The sequence below is a fragment of the Cellvibrio sp. ATLC23 genome (assembly GCF_057196725.1).
This window is the reverse complement of the sequence record NZ_JBXUOS010000001.1, coordinates 235167-259947: the sequence shown is the minus strand read 5'-3', so window position 1 is coordinate 259947 and position 24781 is coordinate 235167. Positions and strand designations below refer to the sequence as shown.

Annotated in this window: 22 protein-coding genes; 6 read left to right on the top strand and 16 right to left on the bottom strand. The window is 46.6% G+C overall.

Features of this window, described 5'->3' with window-relative positions; genetic code table 11:
* Position 1 precedes the first annotated feature (1 nt).
* Positions 2-775 carry a glucose-1-phosphate cytidylyltransferase gene (gene rfbF, locus AC2CG4_RS01045; RefSeq protein ID WP_484484486.1) on the bottom strand — a complete coding sequence of 258 codons (774 nt, stop codon included), beginning with the start codon at positions 773-775 and terminating at the stop codon, positions 2-4.
* A 368-nt stretch (positions 776-1143) separates the two neighbouring features.
* Between rfbF and AC2CG4_RS01040 the strand changes: the two genes are divergently transcribed.
* The 4 genes from AC2CG4_RS01040 to AC2CG4_RS01025 all read left to right on the top strand — a co-directional run bounded on the left by AC2CG4_RS01040 (position 1144) and on the right by AC2CG4_RS01025 (position 4861).
* A complete protein-coding gene (locus AC2CG4_RS01040; protein WP_484484485.1) occupies positions 1144-2244 on the top strand; it encodes a sensor histidine kinase in 1101 nt (366 codons plus the stop codon).
* Positions 2245-2247: 3 nt separating this feature from the next.
* Entirely contained in the window at positions 2248-2844 is a 597-nt protein-coding gene (locus AC2CG4_RS01035) for a response regulator transcription factor (protein ID WP_062064101.1), read from the top strand.
* Between the two features lie 74 nt (positions 2845-2918).
* Entirely contained in the window at positions 2919-3224 is a 306-nt protein-coding gene (locus AC2CG4_RS01030; RefSeq protein WP_484484484.1) for a DUF485 domain-containing protein, read from the top strand.
* The gene (locus AC2CG4_RS01025) at positions 3221-4861 is read left to right on the top strand and encodes a cation acetate symporter (RefSeq protein WP_484484483.1); all 1641 of its coding nucleotides are present in this window, start codon (positions 3221-3223) and stop codon (positions 4859-4861) included. The genes AC2CG4_RS01030 and AC2CG4_RS01025 overlap by 4 nt, the downstream gene beginning before the upstream one ends.
* A 54-nt stretch (positions 4862-4915) precedes the next feature.
* Here the strand turns inward: AC2CG4_RS01025 and AC2CG4_RS01020 are convergent, their stop codons facing one another.
* From AC2CG4_RS01020 to AC2CG4_RS01010, 3 genes are all read right to left on the bottom strand, one after another.
* Positions 4916-5983: a GGDEF domain-containing protein gene (locus AC2CG4_RS01020; RefSeq protein WP_484484482.1), complete on the bottom strand. Its 1068-nt coding sequence runs from the start codon at positions 5981-5983 to the stop codon at positions 4916-4918.
* A 208-nt stretch (positions 5984-6191) separates the two neighbouring features.
* Complete coding sequence (locus AC2CG4_RS01015; protein WP_484484481.1) at positions 6192-7202, bottom strand: glycoside hydrolase family 16 protein; 1011 nt, start codon at positions 7200-7202, stop codon at positions 6192-6194.
* 167 nt (positions 7203-7369) lie between these two features.
* On the bottom strand, positions 7370-8035 hold the full coding sequence (locus AC2CG4_RS01010; protein WP_484484480.1) for an RluA family pseudouridine synthase: 666 nt from the start codon (positions 8033-8035) through the stop codon (positions 7370-7372).
* Positions 8036-8309: 274 nt separating this feature from the next.
* Here AC2CG4_RS01010 and AC2CG4_RS01005 point away from each other — a divergent pair, with 274 nt between their 5' ends.
* Both AC2CG4_RS01005 and AC2CG4_RS01000 read left to right on the top strand, forming a co-directional pair.
* Positions 8310-9974 carry a nitrite/sulfite reductase gene (locus AC2CG4_RS01005; protein ID WP_484484479.1) on the top strand — a complete coding sequence of 555 codons (1665 nt, stop codon included), beginning with the start codon at positions 8310-8312 and terminating at the stop codon, positions 9972-9974.
* The gene (locus AC2CG4_RS01000; RefSeq protein WP_484484478.1) at positions 9958-10461 is read left to right on the top strand and encodes a DUF934 domain-containing protein; all 504 of its coding nucleotides are present in this window, start codon (positions 9958-9960) and stop codon (positions 10459-10461) included. Before AC2CG4_RS01005 ends, AC2CG4_RS01000 begins: the two co-directional genes overlap by 17 nt.
* Before the next feature lie 89 nt (positions 10462-10550).
* Here AC2CG4_RS01000 and AC2CG4_RS00995 read toward each other — a convergent pair whose 3' ends face one another.
* The 12 genes from AC2CG4_RS00995 to AC2CG4_RS00940 form a co-directional block, all read right to left on the bottom strand.
* Positions 10551-11687: a patatin-like phospholipase family protein gene (locus AC2CG4_RS00995; RefSeq protein ID WP_484484477.1), complete on the bottom strand. Its 1137-nt coding sequence runs from the start codon at positions 11685-11687 to the stop codon at positions 10551-10553.
* A gap of 252 nt (positions 11688-11939) precedes the next feature.
* On the bottom strand, positions 11940-13565 hold the full coding sequence (locus tag AC2CG4_RS00990) for an AMP-binding protein (RefSeq protein ID WP_484484476.1): 1626 nt from the start codon (positions 13563-13565) through the stop codon (positions 11940-11942).
* Between the two features lie 33 nt (positions 13566-13598).
* Positions 13599-15389, bottom strand: a complete 1791-nt coding sequence (locus AC2CG4_RS00985) for an acyl-CoA dehydrogenase C-terminal domain-containing protein (protein WP_484484475.1) — start codon at positions 15387-15389, stop codon at positions 13599-13601.
* A 170-nt stretch (positions 15390-15559) separates the two neighbouring features.
* A complete protein-coding gene (locus AC2CG4_RS00980; RefSeq protein WP_484484474.1) occupies positions 15560-16123 on the bottom strand; it encodes an NUDIX hydrolase in 564 nt (187 codons plus the stop codon).
* Between the two features lies 1 nt (position 16124).
* Complete coding sequence (locus AC2CG4_RS00975) at positions 16125-16445, bottom strand: YqfO family protein (RefSeq protein ID WP_484484473.1); 321 nt, start codon at positions 16443-16445, stop codon at positions 16125-16127.
* 40 nt (positions 16446-16485) lie between these two features.
* On the bottom strand, positions 16486-17661 hold the full coding sequence (locus AC2CG4_RS00970) for a phosphoglycerate dehydrogenase (RefSeq protein ID WP_484484472.1): 1176 nt from the start codon (positions 17659-17661) through the stop codon (positions 16486-16488).
* A 71-nt stretch (positions 17662-17732) separates the two neighbouring features.
* Entirely contained in the window at positions 17733-18848 is a 1116-nt protein-coding gene (locus AC2CG4_RS00965) for a phosphoserine transaminase (RefSeq protein WP_484484471.1), read from the bottom strand.
* Positions 18849-19273: 425 nt separating this feature from the next.
* On the bottom strand, positions 19274-19993 hold the full coding sequence (locus AC2CG4_RS00960; RefSeq protein WP_484484470.1) for a SapC family protein: 720 nt from the start codon (positions 19991-19993) through the stop codon (positions 19274-19276).
* Positions 19994-20035: 42 nt separating this feature from the next.
* Positions 20036-21595, bottom strand: a complete 1560-nt coding sequence (locus AC2CG4_RS00955) for a tryptophan halogenase family protein (RefSeq protein ID WP_484484469.1) — start codon at positions 21593-21595, stop codon at positions 20036-20038.
* 29 nt (positions 21596-21624) lie between these two features.
* On the bottom strand, positions 21625-22332 hold the full coding sequence (locus tag AC2CG4_RS00950; RefSeq protein WP_484484468.1) for a DUF6445 family protein: 708 nt from the start codon (positions 22330-22332) through the stop codon (positions 21625-21627).
* Between the two features lie 128 nt (positions 22333-22460).
* Positions 22461-23948 carry a tryptophan halogenase family protein gene (locus tag AC2CG4_RS00945; protein WP_484484467.1) on the bottom strand — a complete coding sequence of 496 codons (1488 nt, stop codon included), beginning with the start codon at positions 23946-23948 and terminating at the stop codon, positions 22461-22463.
* 55 nt (positions 23949-24003) lie between these two features.
* Positions 24004-24720 carry a SapC family protein gene (locus AC2CG4_RS00940; RefSeq protein ID WP_484484466.1) on the bottom strand — a complete coding sequence of 239 codons (717 nt, stop codon included), beginning with the start codon at positions 24718-24720 and terminating at the stop codon, positions 24004-24006.
* Between the last annotated feature and the right edge of the window lie 61 nt (positions 24721-24781).

The following is a 24781-nucleotide window of genomic DNA, read 5'->3' as shown; positions in this document are numbered from 1 at the left end:
ATTATTCCCAAATTTTCCAAGGCGCGCTGCCGGACGCCCACAGCTGCTCCAGGTAATTTTTATCGCGCAAGGTATCCATGGGTTGCCAAAAACCATGATGTTCAAATGCCATTAATTGATCGGATTCAGCCAAAAACTTGAGCGGCTTATCCTCCCAGCTAGTTTGATCGCCATCAATTAAATCGATGCAATCGGGTGACAATATAAAAAAACCGCCATTAATCATGCCGCCATCACCACGTGGTTTTTCGGTAAAACCTTTTACCTGCTCACCATCACAGGTTAATGCACCGTAACGCCCTGGTGGCTGTACAGCGGTCACCGTTGCGCGTTTTTTATGTTGCTGATGAAAAGCAATCAGTTCGCGAATATTGACATCCGACAAGCCATCACCATAAGTGAAGCAAAAGGCTTCATCCTCTTTTAAAAATTCTTTTGCATACTTGAGACGGCCACCGGTTAAGGTATGTTCACCGGTATTTAATAACGTCACTCGCCAAGGTTCTGCGGCATGATGATGAACCTGCATTTCGTTAGTAGACATATCAAAGGTAACATCGGACATGTGTAAGAAATAATTGGCAAAATATTCTTTAATTACATAGCCTTTATAACCACAGCAGATAATAAATTCATTTACACCATGTGATGAATAGAGCTTCATGATATGCCAGAGAATAGGCTTGCCGCCGATTTCAATCATCGGTTTGGGTTTAAGGTGGGTCTCTTCTGATATGCGAGTACCTAGGCCTCCCGCTAAAATGACAGCCTTCATACAATCTCCTTAATAAATTTTTATCACCCCAGTATAGAAAGAATAAACACAAACGCCATTAACTCTGTCAGCACATTTAGTGCCATAAAACTATCGCACCATAAATGCGGCAATATTGCTCTAAAAATGGACTGGCTAGCCGCCGAAATTTCTAGACTCTCAGTAGATTTCAAACAGATCCACAGCGTTCGTTGACAATTGTCACTGCCAGCTAATGACTTTCACGGCTGGCATAGACATGCGTGGTACCGCAAACTAGTTGCGTTTTCGCTTGTTCGATTATTTACCGCCAAAGCTGACTTCAAGACGCACGGCGATCATAATACCGACAAGCACTCCCCCTGGAACTACCGCCCGGACATGTCACTATGACTCCACACGCTGAACAATGCGCAGGCTCTATTTATTCCGCCAAATCTTGGATCTGGCTGGTTTTCAGCCTTTATTATTTTGTTCCCGTCTACTACATGCCATTTAGCACACTCGCTCAAGTACTGTTGGTGGGTGTCTATTGTGTATTTGTATCGCTGTATCTAGTGGCGATCACACTTAAACCTAACCAGGTTTGGAAACCATTACTGGCAATTGTATTGTTAGCATTAGTCATCACGCCCTACACTCCTGGCTCTAGCACGTTTTTTTCTTACATAGGTTTTTTAGTTGGATTTACCTATCGCACCAAAACCTGGTTGCTCTTTACCAGCTTATTGGTCGCGCTGATTATTGCGATGCATTATCAATTTAATTACCCATTTCCCTTTTTTGCGTTTCCTGCACTCTCTGGCTTAGCGACTATTGGTATCGTTGGTTATATTGAAAAATTGCGCTTGGATGCGCGTATTAGCCAACAAAAAAGTCATCAGGAAATTGAGCAGCTTGCGGTGATTGCCGAGCGTGAACGGATTGCGCGCGATCTGCATGATATTCTTGGCCACACGTTATCCAGCATTGCTCTCAAAGCCGAGCTGGCCGAAAAACTATTAGTGCAGGAAAAACATGAGCAGGTAAAACAACATCTCTCTGAGCTACATCACATTGCACGCAACAGTTTGAGTTTGGTACGTCAAACGGTATCTGGCTATAAGCACCGCGGCCTCTCTGGAGAGGTAATGGAACTGTGCGAAAAGCTACGCCAAAACGGTTTTGTGGTGGATTTAAACGGTGATATTCCACAACTTACACCACGTGCAGAAACAGCTATTATTTTGGCACTAACGGAATTAACCACCAATGTGTTGCGCCACAGCAACGGTAACCACTGCCAAATTGAATTTCGCCAGAGTAGCGATAAAATTCTCGTCAGCATGCGCGATAACGGCGCCGTAAAAAACCTGGTGCCGGGCAATGGTTTGCAGGGCATACAAGAGCGTTTGCATGCGTTAACCGGTGACTTACAGTCATCTATTCACAGAGGATGTGAATTTGTTATTTCGCTGCCGCGCAATGAACTTCAACAACAGGCGTCATAATCCATGAAAATTCTATTGGCTGAAGATCAATCCATGGTGCGCGGCGCCTTGGCAGCACTGTTAAGCATGGAAGAAGGTTTTGAAATCACACAGGCGGAAGATGGTGATCGCGCTTGGTTATTAATGAAACAAAACAGCTACGATATTTTACTCACTGACATTGAAATGCCAGGCCGCTCCGGCCTTGAATTAGCACAGTGGGTATTGCAACAAAAACTGCCGATTAAAACTATCATCATCACCACCTTTGGCCGCTCTGGTTATATTCGCCGGGCGATTGATATGGGAGTCTCCGGTTTTTTATTAAAGGATGCACCATCAGAACAACTCATTCAGGCCATTTATAAAGTGATGGATGGCAAGCGTGTGATTGACGGCGAACTGGCCATGATGGCACTGGGCGAAAGCGACCCGCTCAATGATAAAGAGCGTCGCGCGCTGCGTTTGGCTGCCGAAGGAAAAACGACTGCCGAAATCGCGGTGGTATTGTGTTTATCGGAAGGCACTGTACGTAATTATCTGTCAGAAGCGATTGCCAAACTCAATGCCGCCAACCGCGTAGATGCTGCGCGTATCGCCCGTCAAAAAGGTTGGATTTAATAATTCCTTGACCTTGCATACAAGTTCGGCATTTAATCCCCCTTACTAATTAACAATAACAAGGGGAACCTGAAATGCAGATTGAAACTATCCGGCAGCTGCCGGAATATGCGGCCCTGACCCGCGCGCGCAAAAAAGTTATGTGGCCTTTGTCATTAGCTACTATCGGTGCTTATTTTGCGCTTATCCTAACCATCGCGTTCCACCCCACTACCCTTGGTATGCCAATTGGCGATGGAGTTACTTCCATCGGTATGGTGTTGGGTTTGGGTGTGATTTTGTTTTGTATGGTGATTACCGGGATTTATGTCTCCTACGCCAACCGGGTACTAGAGCCTTTGACTAAGGCTATAGTGCAGAAAGCCGGAGGCCAGCAATGAAGTACAACGCTCCTATTGCATTAATTCTCTCTGCTATGGCGACCTGCGCTTGGGCACAAGCGAGCAGTGAAAAAAGTATTAATGTTATCGCTATTGCGATGTTTTTAGCTTTTGTGACAGTAACACTGGGTATTACCTATTGGGCCGCACGCCGCACAAAAACCGCGAGCGATTTTTATGCAGCCGGTGGTGGCATTACTGGTTTTCAAAATGGTTTGGCGATCGCAGGCGACTATATGTCGGCCGCGTCTTTTTTAGGCATCGCGGGATTGGTTTACACCTCGGGCTTTGATGGCTTGATTTATGCGATTGGTTTTTTAGTCGGCTGGCCGATTGTATTAGTGCTGATTGCCGAACCATTGCGTAACCTTGGCAAATACACCTTTGCCGATGTAGCCTCGTTTCGATTGCAGCAAAAACCGATTCGTATTCTTGCTGCCAGCGGTTCGCTAGTGACGGTTATTTTTTATCTGATCGCACAAATGGTGGGTGCCGGTAAATTAATTGAGTTGCTGTTCGGCCTGCCTTACGAGTATGCCGTCATCATTGTCGGAGTATTGATGACACTCTACGTGACCTTTGGTGGCATGCTCGCCACTACCTGGGTGCAATTAATTAAAGCGATTTTATTATTATCCGGCGCTTCATTAATGGCTTTTTTAGTAATGATGCAATTTGGTTTTAGTTTTGAAAATTTATTCGCAGAAGCGGTAAAAGTACATTCCAAAGCAAACGCAATTATGGCGCCCGGCACACTGGTGAGCGACCCTATTTCCGCCATTTCACTCGGTATCGCCCTCATGTTCGGCACCGCTGGTTTACCGCATATTTTGATGCGTTTCTTCACCGTGAAAGATGCGGTACAAGCGCGCCGCTCAGTATTTTATGCCACCGGTTTTATCGGCTATTTTTACATTCTCACTTTTATTATCGGCTTTGGTGCAATCATCCTACTGTTGAAAAATCCTGCCTACTTTAGCGATGGTGCTTTGATCGGCGGTGCGAATATGGCAGCGATCCACTTATCGCAAGCATTAGGTGGCGATGTATTATTAGGCTTTATTTCTGCAGTTGCCTTCGCCACCATTCTCGCTGTGGTAGCAGGTCTAACGCTGGCCGGGTCGAGCGCCATTTCGCACGATCTCTATGCGACGCTGGTATTAAAAGGTAATCACGACGAGAAAAAAGAAATCCGTACATCGCGCATTGCTACAGTCTGTTTGGGTGTAATCGCGGTATTACTCGGCATTGTTTTTGAAAAACAAAACGTCGCCTTTATGGTTGGCCTTGCATTCTGCGTCGCCGCCAGCGCCAATTTTCCGATTCTGTTGCTAAGCATGTATTGGCGCAAACTCACTACCCGCGGTGCGGTTATGGGCGGCAGCTTGGGATTATTGACCGCGGTAATTTTAGTGGTGATTGGACCGACCGTATGGGTTGATGCATTTGGTTTTGAACAGGCGATTTTCCCTTACAAGTATCCCGCCATTTTCTCGGTAAGTGCTGCGTTTATCGGTATTTGGTTCTTTTCAATCACCGATAAATCCGCATCCGCCGCAACCGAACAAGCCGCATTTGACGCACAATTTGTACGTTCACAAACCGGTATTGGGGCCGAGCAAGCTTCGCAACATTAAGATGATTTCGGGTGCTTTCCTCGGAAGGCACCCACAACATTGAATTAACGGCTATTAATCATGTACCACTTGATCACGGCCATTTAATTTGGCTTGATAAAGTGCTTTATCTGCCCGCGAAAGTAAACTTTCCAATGTATCATCATCTTTACGCGATGTTGCGCCGCCTGACACCGTCACCTTGCCTATCGGTGGAAACAAATCACTATTAATCGCAGTGCGCAATCTCTCTGCTACCGTAAAGGCATCGCGTTCTGCAATCCCACGAATCAATACCAAAAACTCTTCACCACCCCAGCGAATCAGATGGCCGTCGCTGCGTAGCGCACTGCTGACGCGCGTAGCAAATTGTTGTAACACTTTATCGCCCACTAAATGTCCGTGAGTATCGTTGATTAATTTAAAGTGATCTATGTCCAGCATAATGATGCTACCAACGGTTCCGTTGCGCATAAAATCATCGAGTATTTTTTGGCCACCCCAACGATTATATTGCTGAGTTAAGGCATCCCGTTCGGCCACATTGTGCATATGAGAATTATCATTACGTAGGCGCTCAAGTTGCAATCGCGCGCGGTGCTGAAACGGCAACAATACCAATAACAGTAAAATGGCGAGGCCATAACTCATAAACATTTCCTGCCCGCGCGGTGTCCACAACTCCTCGCGGTTAATCAACAAATAACTCACAATCGGTACTGCATTTAAAAACCAAGCGGCGATCATGATTGGAAATGCTCGGCGTGGCGGAAGCATAACCATTACTAACACAATCAAAATAATAAGAAAGGATGATATAGGAGGGAAAATATTAATCAGCTGTATATCAGGCGCCTGATGGGCGCGCAGACTGTAATACCAAGCGGGCAACGAGAGCGCAGCAATCGCCACACCAAAAGCAGAATAAACTACACGTAAAATACTTTTCGGCCGACACATCAACCATATAGCAAGAGCAATATTCGCCACTGCCGCCATCGGCGGAACCACCAGATCCATTAACTCCGGCTCTGGCTCCAGATAGTGCAAAATACTGGCGGAAGCGGCAATAAATCCAGTGAGCACAAGCAGCACTAGCACTCCACGATAAAAAGTGCGCTCATCAATAGGTTGGTTTTGCATTCTTTACCTGTTAGACCATCGTTTTGCAGGTTGGGAATAACCATTGCGCAACGTCGGACACTCATAATATGAAACCGAGCATCTTAAAGCCTTAAGGTTAAATGACAAGCATTTAAGCGACAACAATCAGACAAATCCTTGTCCGATTTGAAGCGAAATCTGTTCGGCTGACTCATCCCTACAATCGAAAACTGCCAGCGAACGACGATTAAAGCCCACAAGGCGATGGCAATGCAGGATCCCGCTCTTGCACGTTATCGATATAAGTCACTTTTTTGCTGCGCATATCAGCGATTTGGGCTTCTACTTCCTCGGTCGTTATAGCCACACCTTCCTGAAAGAATACCCAATCTATGTCCTGTTGATATTCTCGCATTTCGGGTGAGTCCACTGGGCCGATAGAACCGTCCGCACCTTTAGGCATAAACCACAAATTAAAATTGATCGACATAAAATCTTCTGGATAAACCGCACTGCTGTGCTCGGAAAATAATTTACCGTCTACAAAGTAAGTGACTTTGTTATCGGCAACCGTTAACACCAGCGTACGCCAACCTGCGTAGCTACCTTCTACGCGGGTAAATTCATTTACCTTAGTCCACGGCTCCAGCTGGAAGGTATCCCAACTGGTTGTCCACATCGCAGGATTGGCATCCTCTCCCCAGCCACCGTTGGGCAGGTATTCGAAATCGGTTTCGCTGTAATTTTTATCCATCGGCGCGTTGAGTGGGCTAATCGCATAAAACGTTTGAATTACTTCATCGCCGTCTGGCCCGTAAGTTGGTTCATCGCGAAAAAAAACTCGCGCAGCATAGGTCCCCTCGCGATACTTACGTGCATGGCAGAATTGTGTGTGACGAGTTTGTTCACCAGTGCCATTGGTGACTGAACTCATACGCACCGCACCTGCTTCAGTGTCGGGGATATCGGCATGAAACGACAACCCCTCTGCAGACCAGGTTGCACCTTTAATCCCAGGGTGGCCGGTTTCCGTTCTCACCTTCCAGCCATTGTTATTAAAGGCAGCCATATCTGAATAATTAAAATCATCGAAAAATACCGCTGCTGGCGCAGGTGCAGTGACTGAGGATGCCGCTGCAGATGAGACTGGGGTTACCGATGAAACTTGCTCAACCGACGAATCCGTTTTGGAACCGCAGCCGACAAATGCAATTGAGGCGGAGAGAATACTGGCGAGAAAAATACGTTGATGGCCCATGTTGTTATCCTTTGTGGTTGATTGAGATCGCAAATCTCTCGCACACCAGACAACGTTGTCAACCGATTTGATATTTCAGCACTGCAACTTAACGAGGATTTACATAAGTTAATGCAAAGTGAAAATGTCGTTTTTACTTTAAGCGAGAAAGCGCAGAATGCCCCCACCTAAAAATCAGGCTTCGCTGCAATAAAAACCTCAGCTCCCTTCACCGGATGCACAAACCGTAAATCCGTTGCATGGAGCAGCAAACGATCTGCCGCTTTGGCGTAGTCACCACCATAGAACTCACAACCTAAAATGGGGTGCCCTATTGCCTGTAAATGCAAGCGCAGTTGGTGCGAGCGGCCAGTGATGGGATGTAACAACACCCGTGTGGTCTGCGCCTGCGCATCTCTACTAATCACCGTGTATTCAGTGATAGAAGGTTTACCGGTTGCCGAACAGATTTTGTATTTCGGCCCTTCATCCGCGGCGATAGCTAAATCGATAGCACCTTCATCTTGCGCCATCAAACCGGCGACCACTGCGGTGTAATGTTTACTCACCGTGCGCGCTTGAAACTGTTTGCTGATATGGGACAGCGCAGGCTTATTGAGGGGAATCACCATCACGCCCGAGGTATCAAAATCCAACCGGTGCACAATGACGGCACTTGGGTAATCCGGCAGCAGGCGGCTAATCACTGAATCGCGGTTTTGTGGATGGCGGCCGGGCACGCTGAGCAGGCGTGTGGGTTTGTTAATCAGGAGAAAATCGGCATCGCGTTGCAATATCTCAAGCTGTCCATCGCAAGGCGGAAGGATAAATAATTGGTCAATATCTGCTTGCATAAGTTAAATCGATAATAGATAGACAAAAAATCAATAAGGCCATGATACCAGCCCCAGCCCACTAAACTTGCGCCTCATAACCGATAGGCACAAACTTAGCACTAAAGGTGTGTTCACATCTGCATAAGCTGCTGCTATCTTGCCGCCGCAAAACTCGCCGGAACTGGGCTTTTCCTGTATCCTGCGCGCCTCAATTTTCAGCCTACAGTGCCATTCCGTGATGGCCTCACCTAGCTGTAGGTACAGCCCTAGACATAAATAGGTATCTAGCTACATGTATATCTACGACGAGTACGACCACAGCATTCTGCGCCAGCGTATCGCGCAATTTCGCGGCCAGACCGAGCGCTTTCTGGCAGGCGAACTTCCGCCTGAGCAGTTTTTGCCATTGCGCCTGCAAAACGGCCTTTATGTACAGCGCTTGGCGCCTATGCTGCGCATTAACGTGCCCTACGGCATGGTGAATTCCACCCAGCTGCGCAAGCTGGCGCACATTGCGCGTCATTACGACAAAGGTTACTGCCACGTCAGTACTCGTCAGAATATCCAGTACAACTGGCCGGATCTAACCGAAGTGCCCGATATTCTCGCCGAATTGGCAGAAGTGGGCATGCACGGCACCCAGTCGAGTGGTAACTGTATCCGCAATACCACCTCCGACCAGTTTGCCGGTGTAGCACCAGACGAGCTGATCGATCCGCGCCCCTACTGCGAAATTATTCGTCAGTGGTCCAGCTTCCACCCTGAATTCGCCTTTTTGCCGCGCAAATTCAAAATTGCCGTGACCGGTTCGACGCAAGATCGCGCCGCAGTGCAAGTGCACGATATCGGTCTGCAATTAGTGCTTAACGATAAGGGCGAAGTCGGCTTTAAAGTCTATGTGGGCGGCGGCTTGGGTCGCACCCCGGTGATCGGTGTGGGGATTCGCGAATTCCTGCCGGAAGAAGATTTGCTGTCTTACCTTGAAGCGATTTTGCGTGTGTACAACTTGTTTGGTCGTCGCGACAACAAATACAAAGCCCGTATCAAAATTTTGGTGCGCGCGTTAACTGCGGAAGTCTTTGCACAAAAAGTGGAAGACGAATGGCAGCATTTAAAAGATGGCATGAACAAACTGACGCAAGCTGAAATTGAGCGCGCGAAAGGTTTCTTTACTGCGCCAGCTTACGAGACTATTGATAACTCTGCCGCCCAAGCCAGGGTCGATGCCCAAGCCGCCGAGAGTGTTGCGTTTGGCAAATGGCTACAGCGCAATGTGCGTGAACATAAAATTGCTGGTTACGCATCAGTCACTCTCTCGCTGAAGCCGACCGGCGTTGCCCCGGGCGATATTACCGATAGCCAACTGGAAAAAATCGCCGACCTGGCCGACAAATTCAGTTTTGGCGAAGCACGCACTACCCACGAACAAAATATCGTGCTGGCAGATGTGAAAAAGACCGAGCTATTTGCCCTTTGGCAAGAATGTAAAGCAGCCGGTTTTGCCACACCAAACATCGGCACTATTACCGATATTATCTGCTGCCCCGGCGGTGACTTCTGTTCACTCGCCAACGCCAAATCCATTCCCATCGCCGAAGCGATTCAGCGCCAGTTTGAAGATTTGGATTATGTCTATGACCTGGGCGATATCGACCTGAATATTTCCGGTTGTATGAATGCCTGCGGCCATCACCATGTGGGTCACATTGGTATTCTCGGTGTGGATAAATCCGGCAAAGAATTTTACCAAGTACAGTTGGGCGGAAACGCCAGTAACGACGCCTCACTCGGCGATGTACTCGGCCCCTCTTTCGGTGCTGACGATATGCCAAGTGTGATTCAAAAAATTGTCGATGTGTATGTTGCCAATCGCACCGCGGAAGAATTATTTATCGATACCTATCGCCGTATAGGTGCCGCTCCCTTCAAGGAGAAAGTTTATGCAAAAGCTAATTAAAGACGGCGTTATCGCTGAAAACACTTGGGCATTTATCGCCAAGGCCGAAGGTGAAGCCGCTGCGGTTGCAGTGCCTGCCGGGCAAGTATTGATTCCGCTTGCAGTATGGATCGCACAAAAAGTGCAATTGCAAAACCGCACCGATATTGGTGTATGGATTGATAGTGATGAAACCGCTGATCTGATTGGTGAGGACGCCAATCGTTTTGCCGTGATCGGTATTAACTTCCCCGGCTTTATGGATGGCCGCCCCTTCTCTACTGCACGCTTGTTGCGTGAGCGCTACGGTTTTAAAGGTGAGTTGCGCGCAACCGGCAACTTTATCCGCGACCAGCTCTGCTACCTACGCCGCTGTGGTGTAAATGCATTTGCATTTGCCAACCCGGAAGCCAACTTGGAAGAAGCGGTAAAATCACTCAGCGATTTGCAGGAATACTATCAAGCCGCAGTTGATCAACCTCTGCCCCTATTCCGTCGTCGCGCTTGATTTTATGAATGTATAAACGCTTACCGCGTTTAAATAAAAACGCCGCTGTTTGCACAAACAGCGGCGTTTTTTTATTTCCTTCGGCAAAATTATTCAGCAAAGAAACGGCGAATATTGTCTGCTTCTGCCAAGGTATCTGTTCGCCCCAATGCAATTAGCTCAGTAATAAACTCATTGGAAAATAACAAGTAACTTGCCGCTGTTGCACCGCCACCTTTTGCGGTAGAACCGGTTGCGCGCATAAAAAAGCGCAAGCTCTTAGGTAGGTAACGCACATTGCGCCCCGCAATGCCATCAATGGGATAAGAAGGGGAAATCGCCATATTGGCCACTGGCCGCAGAATAATCCCATTTTCTTCCCGCACAGATTCTGGAATCAATTTTAGCAACTGATTCATTCGCTCCAAATGCTCCAAATCACTTTCCATCGCATCTACAAATGCACTGTTAAATAAATGGCCGACAATTTGCCCCATGGATGGTGAATGGCGATGCGGCACACGCCGGTTCGCTCTTTGCGCGGTCCGGTTACCGCTCACCCCCACCACAAACAAAGAATCAGCACCCAAATGCAATGCCGGACTCATCGGCGCCAATTGACGCAACGCACCATCGCCAAAATATTCACGGTTAATACGCACTGCGGGAAAAATCGTAGGAATGGCAGACGAGGCTAACAAATGCTCCAAACGTAACTGCGTTGGCACACCTGCACGACGATAACGCGACCAGCCCTGTAAGCTGGGGTGACCCTGAAAAAAACTAACCGAATGACCGGATGTATAGCCCATCGCAGAAATACTGACAGCTAACAATTTTCCAGAATCTATCGCCTCGCTAAGATTTTCAAAATGAATTTTAGAACCCAGTAAATTCCAAAGAGGGCCATTATCCAAAAGTGAGAGCGGCTTGCGACGGCCCATACCTTCATTCATTAACGACAAGCCTAAATAAGACAGACCTTTAAAAATATCCATCCAGCCATGGCGATATACCTGACCGATTTCCAGGTTCAGCCACATGCGGGTTAGCGCAGCAACAGCAGACTTGAAATTACCCTTGTGAGCCGCAATCGCCATAGCGTTAATCGCGCCAGCAGAAGTACCGCAGATAATAGGGAAAGGATTTTCACAATCGTCGGGCAATATTTCAGTCAATGCCTGCAATACACCCACTTGATAAGCGGCACGTGCACCACCGCCGGATAAGACCAAAGCTCTTTTCATAACGCTATTTAACCAGTTGCCTACATTTTTTATTTAACATTGTTGCAACATCTATTTTTATTAATGACTTAATCGATTTACCTTAGCTTAGCAGTTGGCGCCCATATTGGCACGGTAATCAACCCGACCTATCACACCTTAAAAGAAAAAAGCACCTGATTGCAGGTGCTTTTACTCCAGAAATACCACAATTTATTCACGCTCGGTTAAGCATAACAATTCCCCCAAGTGCACCATCCTGAAGTCGTATGTTTATTTTGCTTTTGCCAACCCTTCATCACGCAACTCGCGCCGTAAAATTTTCCCCACGTTGCTTTTGGGAAGCTCTTTGCGGAACTCAATTAAGTGTGGAACCTTATACGCAGTGAGAGTTTCTTTAGCGAACTTGCGCACTTGTTCAATAGTTAATTGCTCATTGGTGGTAACAATAAACGCCTTGACTGCTTCGCTGCCGTCGCCATCAGGCACACCGACAATCGCAACTTCAACTATATCAGGATGACTACTGAGCGCATCCTCTACCTCGTTGGGGAACACCTTAAAACCGCTCACATTAATCATGTCTTTTTTGCGATCAACAATTTTAATGTAACCATCTGCTTGAATTACGGCGATATCACCTGTTTGGAACCAGCCATCGGCATCAATCACTTCTGCCGTAGCATCGGGGCGCAGCCAATAACCTTTCATCACTTGTGGGCCTTTCACACATAGCTCGCCCGCCTCACCGCTTGGCAGGCTATTGCCCGCATCATCAATCACTTTGCATTGAGTATCGATTAAAGGCAGCCCTACAGTGCCATATTGCACATTGACAAGCGGATTATTGGACACAACCGGTGAGGTTTCTGTTAGACCATAACCTTCACTGATCGGAGCTTTGGTAACCTCGATCCAATGTTTGGTAGTTTCAGCTGTGAGTGCCATACCGCCAGAACAGGTAAGGCGCAGATTACTGAAATCCAAGTTGCAAAAATCAGGATTGCGCAACAACGCATTAAACAAAGTATTGAGCCCAACAAAAAAGGTGATGGGTTTACCCTGCAGTGTTTTTACAAACCCGGGAATATCGCGAGGATTGGGAATTAACAGGCTGTGATTGCCCAACGCCATTGCCGAGGTGCAATGAATGGTAAAAGAATAGATGTGATAAAGAGGTAAAGGTGCGACATAAAGCTCTTGAGCTGCACGAAAAACATCTTTCATACGATCGTTGAGCTGCGCCATATTGGCCACCAAATTTCGATGGGTAAGCATTGCACCTTTTGCCACACCAGTAGTGCCGCCGGTGTATTGTAAAACCGCCACATCATCTGGCGTTTGGATTACCGCTTGCCAAGGATGCGCAGCTACCGCGAGCGCTTTATTAAAACTGATCTGCTGCGGAAATTCATAGGGCGGAACCATTTTTTTAATATGCTTTACCGCAAAATTTAACAACATGCGCTTGAGTGGCGAGTGTAAGTCGGCCAACTCGGTTACTATCACCTGCTCAACACCGGTCTCTTTGATAATAGCGGCTGCATTTTTTGCAATATTGGCCAGCACTACCAAAGCTTTTGCTCCTGAGTCCTTGAGCTGATGTTTTATTTCGTGTGCGGTATACAGTGGATTGGTATTCACCACCACCATACCTGCACGCAATGCGCCAAAAATAACGACGGGATACTGCAAAATATTAGGCAACTGCACTGCAATTCTATCGCCCGGTTTTAATCCAGTATGCTGCTGTAGATAAGCAGCAAAACGCCCGGATAAACGATCGAGATCAGCATAAGTAAGAGTTCGATCCATACAGGTGAACGCACTTTTGTCAGCAAATGATTTACAGGATTCAGCAAACACCTCGGCAAGGGTTCTGTTATAATTCAGCGACATACAACACACTCCACTTTTGTTATTTTTTCAAGATTAAAAATCGGCGCTCGCCAAACTCATTAAATTGTCTGCGCCAGATTCCATCGCCTTAATTAAACCCATAGTGCGCGGCAATATACGCGCAAAATAAAATTCGGCCGCCGCCAACTTTGTCCGATAAAAACCGGGGTCAGCTACTGGCTTCGCAAGCTGTTGCAATGCCGTTTGTTGCGCTTTGAGCCATAAAAAAGCCACCACAAGATAGCCCGAACACATTAGATAATCTACCGCAGCCGCACCAATTTCGTCTGGATTCTGCTGCGCCTGACGCGCTATGTGCATGCTCAATTGCTGCCACTCCTCAGTGAGTGTAGCTAATTGTGCAGCATGTGCTGCCAGTTGTTCGGTGCCATCACAACTGCGGCAGAGCTGCGTTATTTCATCAATTAACGGCGCCAGCGTTTTGCCCCCAGCTCCCAGCACCTTGCGCCCCAGTAAGTCGAGCGCCTGAATACCGGTAGTGCCTTCGTATAAGGTGGCGATGCGGCAATCCCGTAAATTCTGCTCCAAGCCCCAATCGCGGATATAACCGTGGCCGCCAAGACATTGGAGTGCAAGATTTGCCGATTCAAATCCAGCTTCCGTACTAAAGGCTTTCACTATAGGAGTCAGCAAACCGAGCAAATCTGCTGCCTGCTGGCGTTCATCCGCATTAGTGGAATGCTGGCTCGTATCCATTTTTATGGTTGCGTAGTAACTCAACATGCGAATCCCTTCAACCAGTGTTTTTTGCGTAAGCAACATACGGCGAATATCAGGGTGCACAATAATGGGGTCAGCTGGGCCTGCCGTATTTTTTACCCCGGTCAAAGAACGCATCTGCAAACGTTCACGAGCATACAAGCGCGCTTGCTGATAGCCAAACTCCGCATGAGCCAAGCCTTGTAACCCTGAACCAATGCGCGCCAAATTCATAAAGGTAAACATGTGGTTCAAGCCTTTATTGACCTCCCCCAATAAACAACCTCTTGCCTCCTCAAATTGCAGTGCACAGGTTGCATTGCCGTGAATCCCCATCTTGTCTTCAAGCGATGTGCAGCTAACACCATTGACCGAGGCGAGCGAGCCATCTTCTTTTAACAGTATTTTGGGTACTACAAAAAGCGAGATGCCTTTAGTACCCGCTGGCGCATCAGGTAGGCGCGCAAGTACTATGTGGACAATATTTTCGGCGAGGTCATGATCGCCAGAGGAAATAAAGATCTTGGTGCCGGTAATCAGGTAACTGCCATCGGGCTGAGGCTCAGCGCGGGTACGTAACAACCCCAAATCACTGCCCGCATGGGCTTCTGTCAGGCACATAGTTCCGGTCCAACGTCCCGATATCAGCGAGGGCAAATACTGCCTCTTTTGCTGCTCGCTACCGTGGATTTCGATGGTGTGCATAGCGCCTTGGGATAACCCGGCATACATGCCCCAAGCCCAGTTAGGTGTGCCGATAATTTCACTCAGAATCACACCGAGGGATTGTGGCAAACCCTGCCCACCAAAGGCCGTTGAGCGCGACAATGTAGGCCAACCGGCTTCGCAGTACTGTTGATAGGCCTGTTTAAAACCCGGCGGAGTAATCACCTTGCCATCAATTAATTTACACCCCTGCTGATCGCCAACCGAACCAAGCGGTGCCAGCACTTCTTCAGCAAAACGTGCTGCCTCACCCAAAAAAGCACCCGTCAATTCGCGATCCAACGAAACATGACCTATCGCACGGCAATGCTGCTCGTACTTAAATAGTTCAAACAAAGTGAAATCAATATCGCGCAAAGGCGTTCGGTAGTTATTCATCCTTAAGTACCCAGCAAAAGCTCGTTAAGAAATGGAAAATAGTGATTACTAAAAAAGAATCGCTAGCGGCTGATGTTTCATTATGGTTTACATCTTGGCAGATAAAGCCGTTATGTCAAATAGATGCCTTCTTTGTTATTTCAAGAACTAAAAGTTAGGACCAATCTAAATCAGCATCCGATTTCGCCCAATAACTGCAGTAGCTCCGCCGTTACCGCGGCAGTAATCCCCCATATTTCATACCCCTCATAATGATAGACAGGTACGCTAAAAACGCGACCATTGCGTTCGAACCTATCCTCTCTCACCTGAATACCGACACTAAAAACGTTCAAAGGCACCAAAAAAATACTGTCGAGTTCATCAGGGGACGGCAGTAAAGGCACGCCGGTATCAAAACTGGCAACAAAGGGTGTGACGCGGATTCCTGCGCGGGTGTGAAATTGAGGTAAACGCCCTAGAAGATGAATATCTGCGGCTAGCAAACCAATCTCTTCATAGGTCTCCCGCTGAGCGGTGACAAACAAATCGGCATCGCCAGGCTCCCACATACCACCAGGAAAACAGACCTCGCCCGGATGTTGGCGCAAATGCTCTGCGCGCTTGGTAAATAAGACTGCTGGATTATCGTCACGACCAATCAACACCAACACGGCCGCCTGCGGCTCAGTAACCGGCTCCAGTGGCTCATGGAGAAGCAATTGCGATAGAGCATCAAACAGAGGGGAGCTCAAACTAATCCACCTCCAGATCAGCCAAACGCCAAACATCAAACGCTGGCTCTTCATAGGGATGTGCAGCACGCAATGCGGCAGTTACCGCACGGATGTGCTCATCAGCACAGACCATCTCAACCCGATACTCCGGCACTGTTGCAAGTTGGTCATGTTGCCCGAGATAAGGAGCAGCACCCGGCAAAGGCCTGAACTGCCCTTGCCCCAACACCTGCCAACAACATTGATCATAGTTGCCAATGCGGCCAGCACCGGCAGCAAAGACGGCTGTTTTGACTGAATCGAGATGGGAATCGGGAACAAAGAAGACTAGTTTGTACATCTGCCCTGCCCCCGATTATCAGACTGGAACAACAACGAGATTAAATCACTCGCACTGCAATAACGTGTTCAACACTTGCCAATGCTGCAACCACTTCCGCAGAGGGCACCAGCTCCACATCGATAATATTGTAGGCAATCTCACCGCGGCTTTTATTGACCATATCCACCACGTTCACTTTGTGGTCAGCCAATACTGAAAGCACATGACCCAAAACGCCCGATACGTTTTCGTTAGAGAAAGTGATACGCGAACCTATTGCGGGCGAGCGATCCATATACACGGTTGGGAAATTAACGGAATTTTTGATGTTGCCGTTCTCCAGATAATCCACCAGCTGGTCGGCCGCCATAATGGCGCAGTTCTCTTCCGCCTCTTCCGTGCTGGCACCTATGTGCGGCATAGCGTAAACATCTTTACGGTTAAGCAGGATTGGCTCGGGGAAATCGCAAATATATTTACCCAAATGACCCGCATCCAAACTTTCTACTACGGCGTGTGCATCCACAATCGCTTCACGGGCAAAATTCAACAGTGTCGCGCCTTTTTTGCACACCTTCAGCGTATCGGCATTAATCAAATGCTTGGTTTGCGGAATCGCCGGCACATGCAGGGTGATGTAATCCGAGCGCGCCAACAGCGATTGCAAATTCTCCATGCGGCCAACCTGACTTGGTAAGCGCCATGCCGCTTCAACCGATAAGGCCGGGTCAAACCCGACCACATTCATGCCCAAGGCTAAAGCAGCGTCGGCGATCAAAGAGCCAATTGCACCCAAGCCCACAATACCCAGGGTTTTACCTTGCAGTTCAAAACCGGCAAAGTTAGATTTTTCTTTCTCCAACAATTTGGACATTTCGTCCGCATCGGTCATGTGGGTCAAACCATTGACATAGGCCATGCCCGACAGGATGCCGCGTGAACCCAACAACATTCCGGTCAATACCAGTTCTTTTACCGCATTGGCGTTAGCGCCCGGTGAATTAAATACCACTACACCTTTTTTGGTGTATTCCTCAACCGGCACATTATTAGTACCCGCACCCGCACGGGCAACGGCTTTGACTGATGCCGGTAAAGCTTCGCCATGCAATTTATGGCTGCGCAGAATATAGGCATCGGGCTGGCCGATATCGCTGGCCACTTCGTAGTTTTCACGCGGAAAACGGTTGAGGCCTTTAACTGAAATTGCGTTGTACGTTTTTATTTTAAACATCGTCTTACTCCTCAAAATCTACTAACAAAAAGGCCGTGTAAAAACACGGCCTATCGTTGAATCTATCTATATCAAGCAGCCGTGGCTTCATTATAAGCCCAGGTCAACCAAGGTAATACCGCTTCCAAATCAGCCGCCTCAACCGTTGCGCCACACCAGATGCGCAAGCCAGCCGGTGCGTCGCGGTAGGCGCCAATATCGTAAGCCACACCTTCTTTATCCAATAATTTGATCATGGCTTTCACCTGATCGGCAGTGGCTTTCAAAGTGAAGCACACAGAAGTGTTGGACAGGGTTTCCGGAGTTTGCGCCAGAAAATCGATCCAATCATTGGCAGCGACAAACTTTTTCAACACGTCCAGATTTGCGTTAGAGCGAGCGATGGTTTCTTTTACACCGCCGATGGCACGCACCCAATCCAGCGCATCCAAATAATCTGCTACCGCTAACATAGACGGCGTATTGATGGTGTCGCCTTTAAAGATACCTTCAACTACTTTGCCGCCGCTGGTCATGCGGAACAGCTTAGGCATAGGCCAGCTTGGTTTGTAAGACTCCAAACGCTCAACCGCACGCGGACTGAGAATCAACATGCCGTGAGCGCCTTCACCACCGAGCACTTTCTGCCAGCTATAGGTGATCACATCCAACTTCTCCCAGGGCATTTCCATCGCAAACACGGCCGAGGTGGCATCACAAATAGTCAGACCTTTGCGGTCAGCTGGAATCCAGTTACCATTAGGCACTTTTACACCTGAGGTGGTGCCGTTCCAGGTGAAGATTACATCGTTATCGAAGTTCACTTTGGACAAATCAGGCAACAAGCCGTAATCCGCCTCATGGGCATTCACATTCAGCTTCAGCTCTTTGGTGGCATCACTCAACCAGCCTTTACCAAATGACTCCCACTGCAGGATATCCACACCACGCTCACCCAGCAGCGACCACATGGCCATTTCTACTGCACCGGTATCGGACCCTGGCACTACACCAACACGGTAACCTTCTGGCAGACCGAGCAATTCGGCGGTATCAACACAGGCGCGCTGCAATGCCGCTTTACCGATAGTGGAGCGATGTGAACGCCCAAGCGTAGACACATCCAGCTGATCCAAGCTGTAGCCCGGGCGCTTGCTGCAAGGGCCAGACGAGAAATTGGGATTGCGGGGTTTTACTGCTGGCTTCATGGTAATCCTCTAGCTGACAGAAACAGCACATCCGATAAACAGGGCTAATCAGGCGTGCCAAACGAGGCTTACTCTCTTTTCAAAAAGAGTAAACCCGGAAAATTCGGGGCATCGATTATGCCAGCTAGATGCTAAATAACCTAGCCAGCCAAAGTGGATTTGTCCGTAAAAACACCAAATCAATAGACAAAAAAAAGCCCTCTGAAATTCAGAGGGCAGAGGGAGACGTCGATGCATCAACCAGACATCGACGGTGAGAGACCATTAATCACCCAAAACCAAGTTTGTTAACCTACTCAAGCTCAGTCCGTTTCAATCAACTGAGACTAATGTAAAACTTAATGACAGCGCTGTCAAATTAAATTTGATATATAAGTTGTGATAGTCGCAACTTCCACTCTTAGCTTACAGCCGAGGACGAATAATTAAGCGCGCTTATTACACATATCAATTAGCTTGCGGATATTTCCGAGCGACGCTAAAACCATATAGGCAAAATGCAAATAACCTGTTTTATGCAATTGCCCTACTGCCGAGTCATCCAGCGCGAAAAACTTTTCCTGATTAATAGTGTAGTAGGCAGATGCTTGATACTTAGCACCATTATTAAATTCAATGTCGAGCACAAAAGGCTCAATTAAATCCAACGCTAAAAAAGCAGAAAACATTGCCTTACTTTCCGCCAAACCATCGTGAATTGACATCAAGATCCGGCTAATGTTTTCTATGTAGGGACTATTGCCACCGTGCTCCAAAAAAACCGCCTCTCCGTCATCACCATGGCTAATTCTAGGGCTATCCATATCAACATGAATTACCGGCGAAGCCCCATCTCCATCTTGCTCGCGCTGAAAACCAATTAAAAAGGGTTCGCGGGCGATCACTGCAGGAATATAGTTCGCGTGCCAACCTTGTTCATCTAAAAATAAATTTTCATTTTTTTTAAAACCAAAAATAGCTACCGCCTGAAACTCCCCCGTCTGCGCTTCCTTTTGAAAAAAAATTGGGTAGTCGCGCTGAGCATCTACAAACTCACTGGGGAAAATCAACGCCCCACTAACATCATCGCCATAAGCTGCAGATTTCTTTGTTAATACCTTTAAATTGCCATGCGCAATGTTATTTAACATTTCATGCTTTGCCATTAAATCACCTTTTATATTGCCTTATAGCAGCTTTAGTTGAGCTTATATTTTTTGCATGCCGTATTTAAAAACATGATCGATAAGTTCCCGATTTGACGGTAACAAGCTCACATATTTACGCGACTTCTCAAAATTATCTTTAATTTTTTCCAATCCCAGATTCACATTATCCGATGTCTTTACAATACCGCTGACATTGGATTTAAATCCCATTCCATAGAGCACATATTGGTAACTTGCCGATGGGAAAATCTCTTCTACTTGAATCAAATCATTAAAATAAGGCGGGCGCTGTGCCCACAACAATAATTGTTGCTGCAATTGTTCGGGCATTGCATCAGGGCTACTCATATAGCGCCAATATTCAGTATCGCGGCGCTCAGTCAATACATAATGCAACTTTAAAAATTCAACAATACGCTCCCAGCGATATTGAAAAACACTATTAAAGCGCTTAGCAACTAACGGCATAGTCGCGACAGTCAACGGAAACTCATCGCGAATCATATTGGCCGACAGTTCAACCAGCGCCAAAGCAGATGCCTCCAAAGGCTCGATAAAACCGGCAGCCATGCCAATCGCAACACAGTTTTTATACCAAAACTGTTCACGATGCCCAACACGAATAGAGAATTTACGTGCACTCAGTTTCTCAGCTACATCAACTCCAGCGCTTTTTGCAATATGAGCACGCAACTCTAGTTCAGCCTGCTCATCAGAAATGTACGCGCTGGAATAGACATAACCGACGCCACGCCGGGAAGAGAGCCCTATATCCCAAGTCCAACCCGCAGATTGAGCAGTTGCCACAGTGGCCGATGCGATAGGACTCGAACTTTCGGCGTAGGGGACTTGTGTCGCGATCGCTGAATCATTAATTGAATACTTATTCTTATCTATAAAGGGAATACCAAAATGCTGCCCCAGTAGCAAACAACTAAATCCCGTGCAATCAATAAAAAGATCACCCGCGACAGCACCCATCTCTTTAGTATTAACAGCAGCAATCTCTCCATTTGGTGCAGAAATCACATGGGTGACATGATCGACTATATGCTTAACTCCAAGACGTGAAGTGCAATGTTTTTGCAATAGCTCTCCAAATTTTCCTGCATCAATATGGTAGCCGTAATTTACTGCACCGGCATATTCCGGGGTCGTAAACTGCTTGGGTGAACGGCCACTTTCCGAAACATAGTTTTGCACAGAGACAACATCTGCAAAAGGCAAGTGCGAAAACTGAGCCTGCCAAGCAGCCACAAGATTACACTCCAGATAACCATTCGGGATAGTGAATGGATGATGGTAGGCATCGCCCTCCAAACCCGTTTTCCAACCCACAAATTTCGATCCCTGCTTAAAAGATGCAGCGCATTGCGTAACCAGATCTGCCTCTGAGATACCAATTTTTCTCAGCGTTGCACGCATTGACGGCCAAGTCCCCTCACCCACACCAATAGTGCTGACTTCAGGTGACTCAACCAACGTAATCTGCATACCCAATGCTAAATTATTTTTATATTCAGCAGCTAGAATACCCGCCGTAAGCCAGCCAGCAGTTCCGCCTCCAACAATAACTACTTTTGTAATCTGATTATCCATTGCGATTTTTCTTAAAAATTACTATTGAATCATTTAAATTCAAAAAACGATGTAAGCGTAAGCCGCCCCGTAGCTGGATTGGGGTCAAAATTATAATCTTTCCCAATTTTTCCCGAGTGAAGACTCGACCCTCTATACATAAGCAGTCGATTAAATACCGCTTCGAATGACTCCACTTCCTCAAATTGATCTGTAGAACCATTAATATAACCTTCCGGGTAGTCACTTACTGTAGGGTATCTTTGCCGTATGCTTTCCATGAATTGCGTATAGCGCTGTTCATCCACATATTCAAAACCTGTTGGCTTATGGCGATACAACGCTGTCCCCATGTCTGGAAGCGATTGCAGGTAATGCACAACAGCCAAACCCTTGCGCGACGGAGAATCGAAATGAGGGATGCGCTGCAATAAATCAAGCTCATTCGGACGAGCAGTTACTATTGAAAACTTAGAAACAGCATTTTTTATTTTCCTTACTTCTAGTTGAAAAAATTGCTCCATAAAGAAGCCGAGAGCTTTAACAATGGCAAAGGTATATTCATGAGGCACCTGCATGCGAACACCAGGATAGAAAGAATCAGCGCGCGCAAAACTATTCTCTTGGATCGCTCGCTTCTTTAAGGCTAATGCACCTTTAAGAAAATCATCAACAACCAAAACCTCTTGCTGATCATTACCCACCCTATAACATTCAATGTTCGCATTTTCGCTCAGTTCATATGCAATCGACTCCATACAACTCTCTATACTTTTTACAAACTTAAATTAAAAATCTAGATTAATATTTTGTAGTGCTATATTTTCAGATAATCCACTTAAAACATTCCATTTTGCTTCAAGATCTTTTATCTTGTCGAAAATATTTATTGATCCAATGCAATCGCCTTGCAGTATTGATCAATGAGCTGCTGATGACTAGGCATTGCTGACACCTTTTCACCTACACTACTTTTTAAATACCCCAAAAAGTTTTTCAGTTCTTTTTCGTCCATCACATCGGCAATAGGATGATATGCGTTAGGCACAATACCCTGCCCCATCATTACCTGAACCCAAGAGTCGTTGAGGAATAATTCTTTTTCCTCTAAAGCAATGGCAGCAGTATCTTTAAATAGTTGAACACGATGCGCCAAAGCCTCGGGGATTTCCATATTTTTACAATAGCGCCAAAATTCTGTATCATCCCTTTGAGTTGCATGATAATGTAAGATAACAAAATTACGTGCACGATCTGTTTCTTCAGCTGATTGCTTATTAAATTCATCCACATTTGACATTACAATTTCATTCTGCGGGAAATATCTCATTAAGCGATAAATAGCGGACATTGCCAAATGGATTGAGGTCGATTCAAGCGGTTCGATAAAACTTGCGGCAAGCCCCACAGCAATACAGTTTTTATTCCAGGCTTTGAGTCGTCGCCCCGTGTTATATTTAATCACGCGCGGCTCCGTAACCGGACGCCCTTCCAGATTCTTCATCAGTGTGGCCATCGCTTCATCATCCGAAACGTGCCGACTGGAATAAACCATTCCATTTCCCGCTCTATGCTGAAGCGGAATACGCCACTGCCATCCAAAGTCATGAGCTATAGATTGTGTATAGGGTCTGGGCGCGCGCACTAATTCAGTTTGCAGCGCAATTGCAGAATCACAGGGAAGATAATGACCATAAGGAACCCATGGTGTGTTTAGGGCTCCATCGATGAGCAGTGCTCTAAAACCAGTACAATCCAGAAATAAATCACCCTCTATTTCCTGACCATCTTTCAATAGCAAAGACTTAATAAAACCATTTTCAGGAGAGACAATTACTTTTTCGATATAACCTTCAACGTGCCTCCCTCCGTTCCGCATAGCAAATTTTTTCAAAAAGTCGGCGTATAGGGTTGCATCCAAATGATAGGCATAATTGATCCCATCATTTTCATCACTACATTTTTCTAAACGTGCAGCTTTAGATTCAGGGCAATAATCACCAAACGGGGCATCTATACCGTATTTTTTTCCTGCAAGCCAAAAATGCTGAAATTGACATGCCCAGCAATCTTTCCCTGTAAGACCAAAAGAGTGAAAATATCTATCTCCCTTTTTAGCCCAGTTGCTAAATTCAATGCCGAGCTTAAATGTTCCTTGGACATGTGCCATGAGCTCTCGCTCATTAATACCCAACAGTTTATGAAATACTCGCAAGGTAGGGATAGTTGCCTCCCCCACCCCAATTCGTCCAATTTCCGGTGATTCAACCAACGTTATATCCAGGTTTTTTCCTAACACTTTGGCAATAGCTGCTGCAGCTAACCATCCCGAGGTGCCACCACCCGCGATAACAATTTTACGAATAGGATTCACTGTTGTATGTCCGGTCATTGCTCAGCTCACATTAATCAAATCGAAGCATGCTAATTTACTTCATTTTCGCATTTTTGATATCAACCAAACGTTGTATGTTGTTTACAGAATCAGCAACGTTATACGCAAGCGATAAGAAACCAGATTTGTGTAATACAACTACAGCATCGTTTTCTAATGCCATCAAATTCTCAATATGTACTGTATAACCCGCATCAAATTTAACAGTTGCACCATGACTTAAGTCAATTTCTAACACAACCCGCTCCAGAAGATTGTATTTTAAAAAAGCGTCAATCATCGGCTCAAGAAGTTCGGAGCCCTTATGGCGCGCTGACAATACATCTCTAATTACATTTAGGGTGGCTGAAGCATGGCCATCAGTATTAAACAATGCTGGTAATGCGTTTTGCTCGATCCTTGGATCATTTAGATCCGCATAAATAGCAAGTCTCTGCTCTGCCTCTTGCTGCTGAAGTCCAATAAGAAAAGGCCCCTGTCTCACTGCGAGAGGAATATAACGCGCATTCCAAATTGCGTTCTCACCAAGGAAGAGATTTTCATGTTCTTCAAATCCTAATAAAACTACTGGCAAAAAGCGACCGGTCTCAGAGTCTTTGCGAAATAAAATTGGATATTCTCGTTGAGCCTTGGAAAACTCATTGGGCAATATCATGATTGCACCAACCTTGTGCCCATATTCGGAGCCGTACTTTTCTACGTAACCAAGGTTTTTATGCCGCTCAAAGCTTAATGGTTGAAAATCTTTCATCGTATTGTCCGCTTTTCTTGTATTTAATAAAAAAATAAGCCACCTAAAAAAATGCCGCTCA

What these genes read in the sequence shown, in the direction of transcription:
- AC2CG4_RS00950 (WP_484484468.1), bottom strand. Translation starts at nt 22,332, where the DNA reads ATGGAGTCGATTGCATATGAACTGAGCGAAAATGCGAACATTGAATGT.
- AC2CG4_RS01040 (WP_484484485.1), top strand. Translation starts at nt 1,144, where the DNA reads ATGACTCCACACGCTGAACAATGCGCAGGCTCTATTTATTCCGCCAAA.
- AC2CG4_RS01020 (WP_484484482.1), bottom strand. Translation starts at nt 5,983, where the DNA reads ATGCAAAACCAACCTATTGATGAGCGCACTTTTTATCGTGGAGTGCTA.
- AC2CG4_RS01000 (WP_484484478.1), top strand. Translation starts at nt 9,958, where the DNA reads ATGCAAAAGCTAATTAAAGACGGCGTTATCGCTGAAAACACTTGGGCA.
- AC2CG4_RS01010 (WP_484484480.1), bottom strand. Translation starts at nt 8,035, where the DNA reads ATGCAAGCAGATATTGACCAATTATTTATCCTTCCGCCTTGCGATGGA.
- AC2CG4_RS00975 (WP_484484473.1), bottom strand. Translation starts at nt 16,445, where the DNA reads ATGTACAAACTAGTCTTCTTTGTTCCCGATTCCCATCTCGATTCAGTC.
- AC2CG4_RS01035 (WP_062064101.1), top strand. Translation starts at nt 2,248, where the DNA reads ATGAAAATTCTATTGGCTGAAGATCAATCCATGGTGCGCGGCGCCTTG.
- AC2CG4_RS01005 (WP_484484479.1), top strand. Translation starts at nt 8,310, where the DNA reads ATGTATATCTACGACGAGTACGACCACAGCATTCTGCGCCAGCGTATC.
- AC2CG4_RS00970 (WP_484484472.1), bottom strand. Translation starts at nt 17,661, where the DNA reads ATGTTTAAAATAAAAACGTACAACGCAATTTCAGTTAAAGGCCTCAAC.
- AC2CG4_RS00960 (WP_484484470.1), bottom strand. Translation starts at nt 19,993, where the DNA reads ATGGCAAAGCATGAAATGTTAAATAACATTGCGCATGGCAATTTAAAG.
- AC2CG4_RS01030 (WP_484484484.1), top strand. Translation starts at nt 2,919, where the DNA reads ATGCAGATTGAAACTATCCGGCAGCTGCCGGAATATGCGGCCCTGACC.
- AC2CG4_RS00940 (WP_484484466.1), bottom strand. Translation starts at nt 24,720, where the DNA reads ATGAAAGATTTTCAACCATTAAGCTTTGAGCGGCATAAAAACCTTGGT.
- AC2CG4_RS00995 (WP_484484477.1), bottom strand. Translation starts at nt 11,687, where the DNA reads ATGAAAAGAGCTTTGGTCTTATCCGGCGGTGGTGCACGTGCCGCTTAT.
- AC2CG4_RS01025 (WP_484484483.1), top strand. Translation starts at nt 3,221, where the DNA reads ATGAAGTACAACGCTCCTATTGCATTAATTCTCTCTGCTATGGCGACC.
- AC2CG4_RS00965 (WP_484484471.1), bottom strand. Translation starts at nt 18,848, where the DNA reads ATGAAGCCAGCAGTAAAACCCCGCAATCCCAATTTCTCGTCTGGCCCT.
- rfbF (WP_484484486.1), bottom strand. Translation starts at nt 775, where the DNA reads ATGAAGGCTGTCATTTTAGCGGGAGGCCTAGGTACTCGCATATCAGAA.
- AC2CG4_RS00985 (WP_484484475.1), bottom strand. Translation starts at nt 15,389, where the DNA reads ATGAATAACTACCGAACGCCTTTGCGCGATATTGATTTCACTTTGTTT.
- AC2CG4_RS00990 (WP_484484476.1), bottom strand. Translation starts at nt 13,565, where the DNA reads ATGTCGCTGAATTATAACAGAACCCTTGCCGAGGTGTTTGCTGAATCC.
- AC2CG4_RS01015 (WP_484484481.1), bottom strand. Translation starts at nt 7,202, where the DNA reads ATGGGCCATCAACGTATTTTTCTCGCCAGTATTCTCTCCGCCTCAATT.
- AC2CG4_RS00955 (WP_484484469.1), bottom strand. Translation starts at nt 21,595, where the DNA reads ATGGATAATCAGATTACAAAAGTAGTTATTGTTGGAGGCGGAACTGCT.